This window comes from Candidatus Eisenbacteria bacterium (assembly GCA_018831195.1).
Lineage (GTDB): Bacteria > Eisenbacteria > RBG-16-71-46 > CAIMUX01 > JAHJDP01 > JAHJDP01.
Window position 1 is genome coordinate 67,667 of the sequence record JAHJDP010000077.1, and the last position, 15,235, is coordinate 82,901.

Here is a 15,235-nt window from a genome sequence, read left to right on the forward strand (position 1 = left end):
ACTTCCTTTCATCGCGGACGGCAACGCAAAAGACTGGTTCTGGGGTACGGCCTACTCCCGCTTCCGGTAAACCTAGCACAACGCCCATCCCGGTTCTATTGATACCCAGTGCTTATCTTTTGCCCCGGTTGATGATCTGCTACGCTGTTGCATCATGACGCACCAATCGAGGACAGAAGGTTCATCGAAGCCGGTCCGGTCCAATGGGATAGCCCTTTTCCTCAGTGATCTCCACCTGGGCGTGGCTTCCGATGTCCCGGAAAGGGTCGCCTGGCTGCTTGATCTTTTACACCAGGCGCGGCACCGGGTTTCGGAGGTCTACCTGCTGGGCGATCTCTTTGATTTCTGGTTCGAGTACCACCGCGCCATTCCCAAGGGGTATTTTCACTTTTTGCGAGCTTTATCGGCATTGGTGGATGAAGGCATCCCCGTCACCTATCTCGGTGGGAACCACGATTTTTGGGTAGGCCCCTATCTCGAGAGGGAACTCGGGATCGAGGTCTTCGATCGTCCGGTGGAGAGGCAAATTCAGGGCCGCCGGATCTTTCTGGCGCATGGGGACGGATTAGCGCGGGGTGACAATCTTTACCGGGTGCTGAATAAAATCCTGAAGAACAGGTTCTGCATCGCGCTCTACCGCTTGCTCCATCCGGATCTCGGCATACCCTTTGCCCATTGGGTTTCAAATATCAGCCGGCGCCATAAATTAGTCAGAGAAATCTTACTGCCCCGGCTGTACCAAGATATCGCGCTGCCCCGTTTTGAAGCCGGCTACGACGCGGTTGTCATGGGCCACGTCCATGCTCCGGCCCACATCAGGAGAAAAGACCCCCTCGGTGAAAAAGAGTATATCATTCTGGGTGATTGGATAAAGAATTTCACATACATGGAGATGGAAGGCGGGCGGTTCCGTCTCATGCGATGGAATCCTCAGGGAGAATCGAGACTCTGCGCTCCGGAAAGCCCGCCCATTAAAACGCCTACCAGAGCTTGACGCCCAGGCCGAACCGATGCGAGTCCCCCAGAAGGCTGTCTGATTGCGGCAGGAAAGCATACTGAAGCTCGACGCGATCCCGGTGAAAGGTGAAACCAAAACTCAGATCCTGGCTGTCGAGAGCGGTCCGGTATCCAACACCAAGACTCACCATTTGAAGGTGCTGATACTCCACTCCATAACGTATCGACGTGTCCCTATCTTTCGCCGAACGGACATCAGCGGAAACCATGAGACCGCCGGAGAGCGAATTCAATGGGAATGTATAACTTCCACCGGCTTGAAAGATCGTCGGGATGGGAAACGATTCGTCGATAAAAGTCGGATCCGATCCAAGATTAAGGACCGCCGCGCCCAGCTGCAAGGGCATGGTCCCCGCCATCCACTGCGCTCCCAGATCGACGGCCCATCCGGTGGCCGAATAGACATCGATCGCTTCGCGCAGATATTTCACCCCGGCCCCGACGCGGAAATGATCCCCCAAGGGCATTCCGGCGGCCAACCCCGCGGCCATCCCGTAATAGCCGAAGCTCCCCTCAAACGTACCGCTGCCATCATATCCGTCCAGATCGTCGGTCCAAACACCCTCGAAATGGGCGCCCAGCGCCACCGATCCGTAATTTCTGGCGATGGCGGCGAATTCCCGGCGGATATCGGCAAAGGACGCGGCATGCGTCACAAGCCCTTCACCTCCGTCGATCCCCGCTAAACCGGCGGGGTTCCACAGGGTCGCGGAAGCATCCGCAACATTCGATACCACCGCACCGCCGAGAAGGGCGGAACGGACATCCGGTTGATTGGCCAGCCATGCCATCCCTGTCATCTCAGCCCAACCGGTGGACCCGGCGGCGGCGAGAAAGAAGAGGGCCAAGCATGCGGCAATGATCATTCTGATCCTGATGGAATGGCGGGACGATCGGGACATGAAATTCTCCTCAAACCTTTGATTCAACGGATGCCAGTGGCTGACTCACACCTTGCCCCAGCATAATTCTTTTCAGGCGGAGGGGTCAATCGACCCCGGAGAGCCCGCGCGGCAAACCGGCGAGCCCTCCGGTGATGGGGAGGCTTCCGGTCAGCGGCTGCGGGGCTTGCCCTTCTGGTCTTTTTTATCGTCCTTTTTAGGTTTCTTCTGTGTCTCTTGCTTTTGTGGTTTCTTCGCTTTCTTAGGTGGCTCCGGTTTCTGAACCTCTCTTTTGATTTCTGGTTTCGCAGGCTTTTCGATCCGGGTCTTATCTTTTACCGTCACCCGCTTCTTCTTCTCCACTTTTATCGGCTCTAATTTCTGTTTTTCCGGCTTCTTTTGCGGAAGCTTCCCATCAATCCGCTCCGGCTTTTCCTTCGGCCGCTCCGGACTGATACGCACGGGATTCGGTTTGTCCGGATTGGGCCGGTCGGGTCGTCCCCTCACATCCCCCGGACGTTCACGGCCTGGTCTATCCTGATATGGTTCCCGAGACCTATGACGGATGTGGGGAGGCCGCGGCCGGTTTGGATAATGCCGCACCGGATGTTTATACCTCAGGGGGTGAAAAACCCTATGGCCGAGCGCCGGTCTCTGATGGTGGCGCCCGCCGCCCCACCAGAAATCGTTGCAAATATACCAGGCCGTCTCATGGGAGTCTCCCATCACCCAATAGAACCCGGTCCATTCATAGATGAAGCCCAATTGGAGGGCTCTCTGTTGATAAGTGGAACAAGTGTATCCCAAACGGAACCAGCGTTCCGGAACCAGATATCTCGGCATGGTGGGCAGCAGAGGATACGGGGCGCTCACAGCGAAAATCGTCATATCCTCCGCGGTCACCCAGGGATGATCGGCCATCGAGATGTGGAGCAGCGCCGGTTCATAGAATATCCGTTCGGTCGGAGTCGCTGGGTACAGCAGGATCAGCTCACCCCATTCGGTGATCCCGAAGATCAATAGATGCGACGGTTCATAGGGGCGGACATGGATCGTGATGGTGGGATTGCTGTCATTTTCCCACCGGTCTCCATACCAATCGGGAATGACACGGATATCGACACTCGATGTGCTGAACGTCTCTATGTTGTCGGGATCGTATGGCGAACCCCAATCGAGAGAGGCCCCCACCTCGACGCCACCGGAGATGACGACATCGGATCCCAGGGAGGTTCCAGTCCAAATCAAACCCAGGATGAGCACAAGAATCGGGAAGGACAGGATGGCCGCCAGCTTGGTTGCCGGCGCCTGACGCCGGCCTCCCTCATTGTTTCGTTTCACATTCTTCGATTTCATGACTTTCTCCTCCTGTCTTTGTAGCATCGAGCTGCAGCATCGGTCGCCAGACTCGGGATTGGCCATCGATGTCACGGAGCGCTTTTCGGCGCACGCTGCACGCCGGGGGATAGACTCAACTCCTGATTCCCGGGCTCGAGCTGATAGGCCCAATAGAGATCGACTTCCTCCTGCGTCATATCATTAATGAAGATTTTGGCGTAGCGGTCGTTGCGGGTCCAAATGACATAGGTATGTTTCGGGATCGCTTCCACCCAGCCATTGGTGGACCAGCCGTCGGCTGGAGCCCAGCCGATGATGTCCGGATCAATATATCCGGCATCCTGCAAATCGGTCGGTACATCATGACCCTCATCCGCCGCATAGATACGGTATCCGCCTTGACTGGTATATTCAAAGAAGATGTCGGCGCCGGGATCATCCCACGCGACGCGCCCGCCCAATTCCGAGAAATCAAACCCACTGGAGCCCGGGCGGACCATGGCATTCCAAAGCGTCACGGACCCATCGGGGCGCGGTGTGTCCATGAGAAGCTCTTCGTTAAAGTCACTCTCCAGGCCTTCCCGGTCGTAGGCTTTGATGCCGTAATACCAGGTATCCCCGTTGTCGACTTGATCATCAATGAAACAGATGAAGCCCCCATCAGGGCAACTATTCCCACTCAAACCGACCTCGCCGATGAGCCGGTAGTGACCATCCGGTCGGGGGTTTCGATAGATCCGGTACCCCCGGAGATCCGGCTCGGTATTGGGATACCAATAAATGTAAACCTCTTCATTCCCCGTGACCGTGAACGCTCCTTGGGGCGGCGCCGGTTCCCATCCGCCGCATGAATCGACGATGATATCGTCGCAATCGTCACAGCCGGCCAATGAAGAGATGAGGATGATCAGTCCGAACGACAGGGCCCACCGCCACATGGAGCCTTCGTTGAAGATACGCCCTTTGAATTCTCCGACCCGTTTCATGATAGTACCTCCTGGTGTGCCGCATGGGCGCCGGCGTCATGCCCGCCCTCGGGCATCTATCTGTTGACTAATACAAGCCTCGTGCCGCTTTCTACCATCTTCGCAATAAAATGATCCTTTATTCACGGCAAGCCTCAGAGATGAGAATACACCCGTTAGTAGATTGTCATGCTGAACGTTATGAAACGGCTCTTCGGCCACTCCTCTGGATCTGCGCTGAAAAGGGTTCGGAGCGGCCGTAAATACAAGGGCCCCATTGAGGATGGCCCATGGTGCGGTTGTGGTGATGGTGTGACACAGGATTCGATCCTTGCGACAGGGCGTGGCATCTGCGGCACAATGGGCTGAAACAAAGGGGATGAATTAAATTGGTGGGCGCTTCAGTTCCGACGACAGCCTGGACATCCCCCATGTACTGGTCTGCAACGCCGGTTGAAATCGCCCACCAAAACGGGACGACACCAAGGGAAGCGATTGCGGGCGGAATTTTATGATCCCCGGAAAGGAAGACGGGGATCCAGGCGCCCCTGGCATCGTCCGAAAACCTATTTTAAAACCGCCGGGGGCCCGGCGGTTGAAGCCGGTTGACCGGCCGATCGAAACATCTAAAACGCGCGAGGTCTGGATCCGAAGAACCGAAATTTTCGGTTATGATCGGAAGGTTTCAATCGGCTCGGTTCCGGCTGTCTGGAGGTCCCCCCTCCGCTCATTAACATAAGCGATGATTGTGCCAAAACGATTTGTAAAAGCGTTGGATCTTCAACGTCTTATATGACATAAAGTTACAAAGATCCTTAGACGCGGCATGAGGACCCGTCCCGTGATACCGGTCTCAAAAAAACAAAAGAAATAGTCCAATTTTAGAGATGATCCTGTAATGTTTTGTAGAACAATATGTTAACCAATAAACTTTATTTATAATCACATTTGTCACTCAGCGAATAAAATCGAAAGATCTGCCAAAAAGCCGGCGCGAGGATCGGCCGGCACAAAAAAAAGACGGATTTGAGGGATTGATGCTTACCCTTTGCGAATCTTATAAATTTTAATCTTTTTCAGCAGATTTGGATAGCTGATCTTCAGACGTCGTGCGGCCTCGGATCGGTTCCAATCGACTTCTCTGAGACAACCCTCAATCACCCGGCGTTCCAATCTCGAGAGTTCCCCTTTGAGACCTTCGCCGGAAAGTTCAACCGGCTCATTGATAAAATCAGCGGGAAGCAGATCAGGAGCAATGACCGCTCCGTCTTCCGCCAGAACGACAAGGCGCTTGACCATTTTCTCCAGTTCGCGGACATTCCCCCGCCAGGGCGCATCCATAAAAAGACGCAGAAGCTTGCGGGAGATGCCGCGAGGGGCGCGGTGCATCTCCGCGACGGACCGCTGGAAGAAATGTTCGACCAGCAAAGGAATATCCTCCCGCCGGTCGCGAAGGGGCGGGATTGTCACGATAAAATCGTTCATCCGATAGTAGAGATCTTCCAGGAACTCGCCCTTCTCGATTGATTCGCGAAGCTGCGCATTGGTGGCGCATAGAACACGCGCGTTGACCTTTGACCATTTATTCGACCCGACAGGACGAATCTCCCGCTGATCGAGAACATGCAGCAATTTTGCCTGGAGGGTCGGTGACGTCTTATCGACCTCATCCAGGAACAATGTTCCACCTTCCGCCTCTTCAAAAAGACCCTTCCGGGATTGAGTGGCGCCGGTGAAAGCTCCCTTCACAAAACCAAACAGCTCGCTTTCCAGAAGGGTTTCGGGCAGCGCCGCGCAATTCACTTGCAGGAACGGCCCGTCTCTTCTCGTTGGATTGGCGTCATGAATGCACCGCGCTAATAGGCCCTTGCCCGTTCCCGTTTCGCCCATGAGGAGAATAGTGACATCGGAAGACTGGATCCTCTCCAGCAGCTTCAGAGAGCGGCGGAGTTTCGGATCGCGCGTGATAAAATCGGTGAAGAAGTGATTCTCCCGATCATTCGCCGTCTCGCGTTGCCTTACCCTGTCGGCCAGCGCCATAGAGGCCAAACTTCCGACAAGAGAGAGAAGACGAACATCGGAATCGCCGTACGACCCGCGAAGATTCTTCAGTCCCCTATCAAGATAGAGAAGCCCCTGATGCTGGCCGGCAATATCCAAACGTAGGGCGACCAGCGAACGGACATCGGCGAAGTGGCTGCCGGCATACTGAACAAACCGGGGATCATGTGTGAGATCGGTGGCGAGGCAAAGATGCCGGCCCGCCTCAGGCCGGATATACTCCCAAATCCTTTGTGAAATCTGCTCCGCCGTCCTCCGAGGAAGCCCGGAGACGTTTTCGACCATCGGTTTTCCATGATCATAAAAGGCGAGGAAACCGCGGTCCGAGCGGATATGACCAAGGGCGAATTCCAAGACGCGGCTGATCCGTTCAGACCCCGAGGATCCCATCCAGACAAGATTCCACTCCTCCGCCGCGCGCAATTCGGGCGCATCGAGGAGAGCATCTTCGGCCGATTGTTCTTCCAATCGAGTCCGGATCTTTTCAAGAGATTCAACAAGTTCGACGCGCCCGATCCGTTCTGCGGCTTGATAGGCGCGGGACAATTTCTCCAGGGCGCCCGCCAGCCGGCCGGCGTCACCCTCGAGACTCGCGATTTCCGCCATGAGTTCAACCGACTTGGGAGAGAGGTCCATCTTCTCCATCGCCCGGAAGGCGGCGTCGAGCAGCCGCCAGGCCCGGTGAAGTTCTTGGCCTTCGTCGGATGCGCCGAATAGACGCACCGACCGGATGATGAATTTCGCATATCGGACCTGAAGGATAGTCCGTTCGAGGATATCGGGACCATTTTCAAGGATCTCGACGGCGGCGGCATAGATCCGCCCGGCTGATTCGAGAACGCCGCTCTGTTCCAGAACCTGCGCCAAAACGCCCATCCCCGCTCCCATGTCGGGCATATATTCCAGATGGTGACTGATGGAAATGCTTTCCCAGGCCAGACTGTAGGCGTCGCGTAAATTCCCCCGCTCCACTTCAACGTGCGCAAGGCGATGGGCAAGCTCCGCGACCATATCGCCCCTTGGCGCCAGCTTTCTTGCATCCGCCAAAGCGGGGACGAGGAGATCTCCCGCCTCCTTTATACTGCTGCGCTCAAGATGGAGATCCGATTGAAATTCGATCGCCAGGAGACGTTCACGATGAAAGGCGTGCTGTGTCGCGAGGGTCAGCGCCTCGCCAAAATGATACTCGGCCTGCGCCGCCTGACCCAGCCGGTGACGCAACCATCCGGCGGCCAAATGGACCTTGGTCAGGAAGGCGAGATTGTTGATATCCTTTGCGATTGTGAAAGCTCTGTTAATATGTGTTTGTGCTTGCGCCCACTCGCCTATCTTGGTCTCAAGGATGGCGAGATTCAGCGAACAGAACCCCACCCTCGCATAGTGGCCCAGTTCTTCGGAAATCGTTAACGCCCGTGAAAAGGCATCCTTCGCTTCATTCCAACGGGGCGTGTTCTTTAATAACAATCCAAGATTGTTCAAACACCTCGCGACGCCCTCGCGATGGCCGATCCGGCGGAAAGAATAAAGCGCGCTTTTGAAAGCCTCTTGCGCTTTTTCAACCTCTCCCAGCCGGTTGTAGGCTCGTCCCAGGGTATGTTCAAGGACGGCCAGTTCCTCATGTTCGTTCGAGGAGCGGAGACGCTCGTAGGCTTGCAGACCGAGACGGAGCGAACCCTGATAATCGCCGCGTACAACGCAAATCTGCGCCTCTCGCGCCCAGATTTTTCCTTCAAGAACCGGATCGGGTGAAGCCCCAAGGGATTCCTGAGCCCTGCGGATCGCTACGAGGGCATTGTCCAACTGGCCCCGGCGGCGGAGACATTCAGCAATCTTCAATTCGGTCTGGGTAAGATAATCGAACTCTTCGGTTGAATCCAGGAGGGCGAGAGCACGCTCATAATACGTCTGGGCGTTTGAGAATTGATCGGCTGAGAAATGAAGATCACCTAAACGTACAAGCCGGACGCCCTCACCCAGTTCTCGAACATCCCGTTGAGGGCTGCTCGGAGAGCTCGGCCGGCCGGAGGAGCCTTCAGTCTCTCCAGGCCCAAATATGGTGCCTTTCTCGTCCATGCAGGGGGGACCCTTTCCAACAACCATCCATGGCTACAGTCCGAGAACTCTTACGATTCGAATCAGAGTGACAGCAATGATCACGGTGAGTTCATCCTCATCCGGATCACCGTCATGGTTGTCATGCCCTGACCCGATCTCATCGGGCCCATGGCCGACAGTATCCGTCGGCGAGGCGTCATCTCCCAAGCCAGGCGGGATACCGGCGGCCCACACGGGCGCCATGTACCCTGCCAGCATGAAACTCAGTATGAGAAGTATACCAATGAGATGAAGGTGGGATTTTCTGGATTTATTAAGCATGGCGTCCACTCCCAGGCGGAAAATAGAACGAATCAACTACCTGCCACGCACCAAGCAGGTTCGACGAGGGGGGACTCGATCAAAGCGTCAATGGGGCCTCTCCGCGACCACCAGAGGATAACACTCCTGTGACACTCATAATTATTATAGTCCCGTTCATCGGATTAGCAAAGCTTTTTCCACCTATCAAAAGAGGCAAGAATCCTTACAGCAGATAATCTTCGATGTCCCCTCTTCTTTGTTTTTCGGCCCGCTGGATCGATTTCCCCAGAAATGCCGCTCTTCGCTGTAAGGGGTCTTCCGCCTCCTTACCCTGCCAAATACCGCTCAAGGCGGATAATAGAATCCCGGCCTCCGGCGCCGGCTTTTCGGCAGGTCCATACAGGATTTGCCGTCCCTTCCTCTTGCCTTGAACCAGACCGGCGTCTCGCAGCCTTTTAAGATGATGCGAGACATCGGGTTGACTGACTTCAAACAATTCCACCAGTTCGCCGACGGGACGCGGCCGCTCAAAAACAGCGTGCAGAATCCGCAACCGGATGGGATCTCCCATCGCCCTTAGGATCTGGAGGATGGTTTCCGTTTCGCTCTTCAGTAAATTATCTGCCATCTGGTTCGCCATGATGTCAACGCTCCAACCTCCACTGGATACGAAACGCCCGGACACAAAAACCCGTGACAGGTTTCTATACTGATGCGGCGACCGAACCCACTACCAAGCTAGTTGGATCGGCTAGTCTCTTCAAGCAAGGAAGATCATGAGAGATGCAGCATTCTGGACGCTTGCCCCCGTGATGTCTAAGATGTCCAAGATGGAGCTTGGGGAAATAGATTTCGATCGGGCCCGGGATGGCTGGTGATAGCAAAATGATGGAAGTTGAGCGGCTAAAAGTTGGATCGCCCAAAGGAAGGTGGCTCGTATGACAAGGCCGGTTGTTTCAGGATCCCGCCCGATCCGTCTCTTGGGATTGACCCTATCCGAGATCGCCGGCCTACCCGAACTGGAGGGCCAACCGGACTATCGATCCGGACAACTTGGTTCCTGGCTCTTCGCGAGGGGGGTCCAGCGCTGGGACGATATGACCGACCTGCCCCGCTCGCTGCGGGATCGACTCTCCCGGAGTCTCGACATCTCCCGCGATCCGGTCGTCCTGCGAACGGAAGATCCAAATGGGGAAGCGGTCAAATTCCTTATCCAATTACGGGACCATCGATCTGTTGAGGCGGTCCTCATCCAGGGACGCCGTCAAACCTTCTGCGTCAGCAGTCAAGCGGGGTGCGCCTATGGTTGTACATTCTGCGCCACCGCCAAGATGGGGCCGGGGCGCAATCTGACCGCGGCGGAGATCATCTCCCAGGTTCTTCAATTGCGGGATGAAATCCGCAAACAGGGCCGGACCGACAGCTTCAACCTCGTTTTTATGGGGATGGGGGAACCTCTGGCCAATCTGACGGAAGTTATACAATCTCTGCGCATCCTTCAGGATCCCTCCGGATTCGCGATCGGGCGGCGGCGGATTACGATCTCCACGGTGGGGCTTCCCCATGAAATCCGCAAACTCTCGCAGGAACCAGTGGCTCCACGGCTGGCCTTTTCTCTCTCGGCCACGACCCCCGAAACACGCCGGGAATTGATGCCGGTGGAGAAAAAGTATTCCTTTACGGAAGTTTTAAATGCGATGAGAGAATACAAAAAGGCCACGGGCCAGCGGATTACATTGGAGTATGTCTTGATAAAAGATGTCAACGACGCTCGGGACGATGCGGCGCGCTTACGAAGGATCGCGGAAGAAACGGGCGCCAAGGTTAATGTCATCGCCTTCAACGCCCATGCTTTGACAAAACATGAAACACCTCTTCCTGAGGTTATGGAAGCTTTTTTGGAGGTCCTAAAACCCTTGCACTCGCCGGTCACCGTCCGGCATAGCCGCGGCAGCCGCATCCAAGCGGCGTGCGGACAATTGCTCGCGGAGACGACGGGGTTTTTGCCGGGCGCGGAAACACCGTCACCATGAGGCTCTTCAGCTCACTCCGATCGCGCATCCTGGCCTTGGTTCTGGCGTCGGCGCTCCTTCCGCTCACCCTGCTCTCGTTCGTCCTGGCGCGCGAGACAAAGGATTTGTTGACACTCTGGCAGCCGATCCGGCTCAACCGCGGCCTGTCCGCCTCCCTGGAAACGCAGAGGATATTGTTAAACACACAGGGAGAAACCCAGGGGAATTGGGTGGAGCGGCTGGCTTCGGGCGGCATCGACTCCGCATCGATTCCTGCCGGTTATTTGATCCAGAGCCCCCGTGGAGCGCAGACCCTCCCGCCCACGCTGGCCGGGCGCGTCGAGGAGCGCCTGCCGGCAGACCGGCCGGGATTGACCGGGCCCGAACCCCCTTTCCGCATTCTATATCTGCCGGCGCCCGATGGGGATTACCTGGTCGCCGCCGCCAGAAACAGAACGGATCCCCCGACGGCTCCGGATTGGACTCTCATCGCCCGCCGCTTTCCGGCGGGCACCCTTGAACGCCTTGAGGAGTTGGGACGGGATATCGCCTATCTCAATCGCTTGGAGGAGATCACCGCCGTCGCGGGCACGGCGCTGGGTATTATGGTTCTCGCCATTGCGTCGCTGGCCGCGATCGTGGCCATCCTTCTCGCCTTTTTCTTGGCACGCAGCGTGACGCGGCCGGTGGAAGAATTGGCGCGGGGTATGGCGCAGCTGGGCGAAGGGGATCCCTTGCCACCGGTCCATCCCCGCGGCGCCACAGAGGTCCGGTTCCTCGCCATCGCCTTCAACCGTCTCTCATCGCAGCTGAAAGAGGCACAGGCTCGATTGGCCGCGCAGAGCCGATCATTGGGGTTTCGTGATTCGGCCCGCCATGTGGCGCACGAGACAAAAAACGCCTTAACACCGATCCTCAGCGCCTTGGGTGTTCTAAAGCCCCACTTGGAGCCGGCGGGAGAGGCGCCGAACCGGGCGCTGAGACTTATTGAGGCGGAAGCAGCGCGATTGGAGCGGCTGGCTGCGGCCTTTTCGCGTTTGGGGCATCTCCCCCCTCCCCAACCCCAATGGATCAACCCCATCGATTCCCTGCGCCGGGCGCTGAGTCTCTATCTCCCACCCGCCATTTCCATCACTCCAGATGATTTGGGAAATCTCACCGGGGCGGGACCCGGAATGAGCCGGGTTCTCATCGATCCCGAAAGCCTTGATGCTGTTTGGGTCAATTTGGTGAAAAACGCCGCGGAAGCGATGCCGGAAGGAGGATCAATCCGTCTGGAAATATGGAATGATGGCGAGGATGAACATCCGTCTTTACATATCGTTTTAATCGACAGCGGTCCCGGCCTGCCCAAGGGGGGTGAAACCCGGCTCTTTGAACCGGGCTATACAACCAAGAATGAGGGATCGGGATTGGGTCTCTATGTTTCCCGGCTCTTGCTGCGGGCGGCCGGCGGTGACCTGAAACTTGAACCGGATCCCCAGGGGGGAGCGCGGGCGCATGTCGTCTTGCGACTGACACTTTGAGATAGACACTCTGTGACAGACATTTTGAGGAACCGAGAATGCAAAAACCACAGCTCCTCATCGTGGATGATGAGGAACGGATTCGGGAAGGCCTTCAATTGGTGTTGGAGCCGATGGGCCTGGAGGTTGTTTGCGCCGGCAGCGCGGAAGAGGGATTGGAGGCTCTGCAGAGCCACTCTATCAATATCATCCTCATGGATCTTTACCTTCCCGGAATGAACGGCATCGAGGCTTTGGAAAGGATCGTGCGGGATCATCCCCAAATCCCCTGTATCATGATTTCCGGACAGGGCGGCATCGCCGATGCGGTTCGCGCCGTTCAACTCGGCGCCTTTGATTTTATCGAGAAGCCGGTCCAGCCCAATCGCCTCGCGGTAACTATTGAGAAGGCTCTACGCCACCACAAGATCCTCAATGAACTGAAAGCGCACCGGGATGAAATACGCCGGGAATGGCAACTGGTGGGATCCTGCCCTGCCATGAAAAAACTCAAGGCCGAAATTTCCAGGTCCGCGCCCAGTACAGGATGGGTCTTGATCGAAGGTGAAAATGGAACGGGGAGGAACTGGTGGCGCGTCTTATCCATGAAGAGAGCGCGCGGCGGGACCAGCCCTTCATCCGTCTCAACAGCGCCGCCCTCCCCACTGAGCTGGTAGAGAGTGAACTTTTTGGTCATGAGGCGGGCGCTTTCACCGGTGCTACAAAACGCAGAAAGGGCAAGCTGGAGCAGGCCCATGAAGGGACCCTTTTTTTGGATGAGGTCGCTGATATGGATCTGGCCGCGCAGGCAAAACTGCTGCGGGCCCTGGGAACAGGTGAGGTGGAGCGGGTCGGCGGATCGGAGATCCTGCATGTTGATGTCCGTCTTGTTTGCGCCACCAACCGCAATCTGCGGGCTGAGGTTGACGCGGGGCGTTTCCGCGAGGATCTCTATTTCCGAATCTGCGTCATCCCCATTGCGGTTCCCGCGCTGAGGGATCGCAATGGCGATATCCTTGAACTGGCGGAGCACTTCCTCGCGAGGTGTTGCGCGGAAAACGGCCGTCCCCCCCTTCAATTGGAGGCCGACGCCCGGCGGGTCTTACAGGAGCATCAATGGCCCGGGAATGTCAGGGAGTTGAGGAATCTGATGGAACGGCTCGCCATCATGCATCCAACCAACATTGTTAGCGCGGAGGGATTGTACAATTATCTCCCGCCGGCCGGGCCGTCCAGCGCCCTCGGCGCGGGAACGCCGCGAGGAGAACAGGCGGCTTTGGCGGATGAGGATTTGGGTCCTGCGCCGGCGGCCGGCCATGCGGCTCCCGACGCCGATTCCGAATCGTCCGCCCTTCTTAAAGAGCGGTTGGAAGAGGCGGAGAAAAAGATCATCGAGGATGTTCTGCAGCGCTGGGGTTGGAATGTTACGCGGGCGGCCGAGGAGTTGGGCGTCGACCGGGCGACCCTGCATCGGCGAACCCGCCGCTTAGGTGTTCAGCGGCCCCGGCCCGATGCCTCCGATTGAGTCACCCATTCTGGATTCAGGGCTGATACCGCCGGCGCAACAATGTGCGGCAGAGATGTACCATCGGTTGCAAGTTGAACGTTACAAGACTGCCACACTCCATCGGGGTCAATGGAGTTGCCGGGAGAGGCCTTTCCAAGCAAGGGCCCAGCAACAGGTTGGATCAGGGTATCGCCAACGGGAACCGGCATGAAGCATGCTATAGAGGAGAACCGGGGGAGCATCGTATCCCGTGGAATCCCCGCCCACAAGACTCTGATATTGGTTTCTCGCAAGGAGACAAAGAGATGAGACAGCCTTCATGCCTCTTCTGGATCCCGGTCCTCCTGCTGTGCCTTGGCCTGATGAACTCGTCTATTGAGGCGGCTCAGCAATCTCCACTCCCCTTTGATTTGGAGACAGGCTGGGAAAGAGATGATTTTGAGCCTCTTTTTATCATGAATAGGGTACAAGACTACAGTTTTGGCGCCACCTGGAAACTTTTAAATGAGGAATCATATTATCCCAATCTCAAGATATCGACGCTCTACAGCACCGGCACAAAAGTCTGGTATCCCGGGATCTATGCCGAACAGCCCTTTATCTCTTCCGGTTTGTTAAATCTCTGGGTGGATTATGGAAAAGAGGCCCAACCGTTCGGCTTTGACGATCATATCCTGACACGCGCAGAAAACACCGCCGCCGCCTTTTTTATTCGTGAAGATTTTATGGATTATGTAGAAGTGCGCCGGGTTGCCGGCGGTCTGCGGATCGGCCCCTTTGCCGATCAGTCGCTCTCTTTGGGGATGACGAGCGAGCGCCACCGGTCAATGAACCGGGTGACGCAGCTCTCCGGGCTCTTCGGCGGCCACAAGGTTTTCCCGCCTAATGCGATGGCCTCGGAAATGGAGCCGATCCTCCTTAAGGCTAGGTATGATTGGAGAATCCCCGGCGGTTGGACACCCTGGAGCCGTGAGGTTTGGAACAACCGCGATTCCGGTCTCTGGATGACATGGGAGGGCTGGTGGGCGCACCCCGATCTGGGAGGAAAGATGAACCTTTCCCGCCACCTGGTCGAAGGCCGTTTTCACCTGGCGCTGAACCGGTTTGTTAAATTGAGGGCCCGCGCCGCGGTCGGCTGGACTCCCCATGGGAACCGCGAAGGCTTCGGCTTTCCGATTTACCCCGGCCGGGAAGGGACACTGGTGGCGGAACCGGGTGGGGACTCTTTCCTCACCGGTCCCGGAAGAGTCCCACCCCAATGGACCTTTCATGCCGGCGGGATCGGGACTCTCAGGGGTCATGATGAGAAGGAATTCGTGGGGGATCAACTCCTCTTGGCGAACTTGGAATACGCCATCCGGCCCGAAAGGTCATTCGAAATCTATTTGTTCACAGATTTAGGGAAAGCATGGTATCAAGACTCTGCCCCCTATGCCGGCGAGGGGTTCTTCGGCAAAGGGCAGCTGGAGTGGGATGGCGGCCTTGGGGTCGAGATGGCGAACGGCGGTGTCCGCGTGCAAATGGGTCAAAACCTCCGGGATATGGACAAGGATCCGAGGTTTACACTGAGGTTACAGCGAGCCTTTTAATT

Annotated in this window: 12 protein-coding genes; 6 read left to right on the top strand and 6 right to left on the bottom strand. The window is 56.6% G+C overall.

Features of this window, described 5'->3' with window-relative positions; genetic code table 11:
* Positions 1 to 154: 154 nt before the first annotated feature.
* On the top strand, positions 155 to 994 hold the full coding sequence (locus tag KJ970_13015; GenBank protein ID MBU2691835.1) for a UDP-2,3-diacylglucosamine diphosphatase: 840 nt from the start codon (positions 155 to 157) through the stop codon (positions 992 to 994).
* Here KJ970_13015 and KJ970_13020 read toward each other — a convergent pair.
* From KJ970_13020 to KJ970_13045, 6 genes are all read right to left on the bottom strand, one after another.
* A complete protein-coding gene (locus tag KJ970_13020) occupies positions 981 to 1,919 on the bottom strand; it encodes a PorV/PorQ family protein (protein ID MBU2691836.1) in 939 nt (312 codons plus the stop codon). The genes KJ970_13015 and KJ970_13020 overlap by 14 nt on opposite strands.
* A 150-nt stretch (positions 1,920 to 2,069) precedes the next feature.
* Complete coding sequence (locus KJ970_13025; GenBank protein ID MBU2691837.1) at positions 2,070 to 3,254, bottom strand: hypothetical protein; 1,185 nt, start codon at positions 3,252 to 3,254, stop codon at positions 2,070 to 2,072.
* Between the two features lie 71 nt (positions 3,255 to 3,325).
* Positions 3,326 to 4,222 (bottom strand): hypothetical protein, encoded by an 897-nt coding sequence (locus KJ970_13030; GenBank protein MBU2691838.1) that lies wholly within the window; start codon positions 4,220 to 4,222, stop codon positions 3,326 to 3,328.
* 1,020 nt (positions 4,223 to 5,242) lie between these two features.
* The gene (locus KJ970_13035) at positions 5,243 to 8,335 is read right to left on the bottom strand and encodes a sigma 54-interacting transcriptional regulator (protein MBU2691839.1); all 3,093 of its coding nucleotides are present in this window, start codon (positions 8,333 to 8,335) and stop codon (positions 5,243 to 5,245) included.
* Positions 8,336 to 8,368: 33 nt separating this feature from the next.
* A complete protein-coding gene (locus KJ970_13040) occupies positions 8,369 to 8,638 on the bottom strand; it encodes a hypothetical protein (GenBank protein ID MBU2691840.1) in 270 nt (89 codons plus the stop codon).
* A gap of 205 nt (positions 8,639 to 8,843) precedes the next feature.
* On the bottom strand, positions 8,844 to 9,260 hold the full coding sequence (locus KJ970_13045) for a metalloregulator ArsR/SmtB family transcription factor (protein MBU2691841.1): 417 nt from the start codon (positions 9,258 to 9,260) through the stop codon (positions 8,844 to 8,846).
* 298 nt (positions 9,261 to 9,558) lie between these two features.
* Between KJ970_13045 and rlmN the strand changes: the two genes are divergently transcribed.
* The 5 genes from rlmN to KJ970_13070 all read left to right on the top strand — a co-directional run bounded on the left by rlmN (position 9,559) and on the right by KJ970_13070 (position 15,233).
* Positions 9,559 to 10,653, top strand: coding sequence for a 23S rRNA (adenine(2503)-C(2))-methyltransferase RlmN (rlmN, locus tag KJ970_13050; protein ID MBU2691842.1), 1,095 nt, complete (start codon positions 9,559 to 9,561; stop codon positions 10,651 to 10,653).
* Positions 10,590 to 12,158, top strand: coding sequence for a HAMP domain-containing histidine kinase (locus KJ970_13055; GenBank protein ID MBU2691843.1), 1,569 nt, complete (start codon positions 10,590 to 10,592; stop codon positions 12,156 to 12,158). Before rlmN ends, KJ970_13055 begins: the two co-directional genes overlap by 64 nt.
* 38 nt (positions 12,159 to 12,196) lie before the next feature.
* Positions 12,197 to 12,814 carry a response regulator gene (locus KJ970_13060; protein MBU2691844.1) on the top strand — a complete coding sequence of 206 codons (618 nt, stop codon included), beginning with the start codon at positions 12,197 to 12,199 and terminating at the stop codon, positions 12,812 to 12,814.
* Positions 12,727 to 13,662 (top strand): sigma-54 dependent transcriptional regulator, encoded by a 936-nt coding sequence (locus KJ970_13065; protein MBU2691845.1) that lies wholly within the window; start codon positions 12,727 to 12,729, stop codon positions 13,660 to 13,662. Before KJ970_13060 ends, KJ970_13065 begins: the two co-directional genes overlap by 88 nt.
* A 287-nt stretch (positions 13,663 to 13,949) precedes the next feature.
* Positions 13,950 to 15,233, top strand: a complete 1,284-nt coding sequence (locus KJ970_13070; protein MBU2691846.1) for an outer membrane protein assembly factor — start codon at positions 13,950 to 13,952, stop codon at positions 15,231 to 15,233.
* Positions 15,234 to 15,235 lie beyond the last annotated feature (2 nt).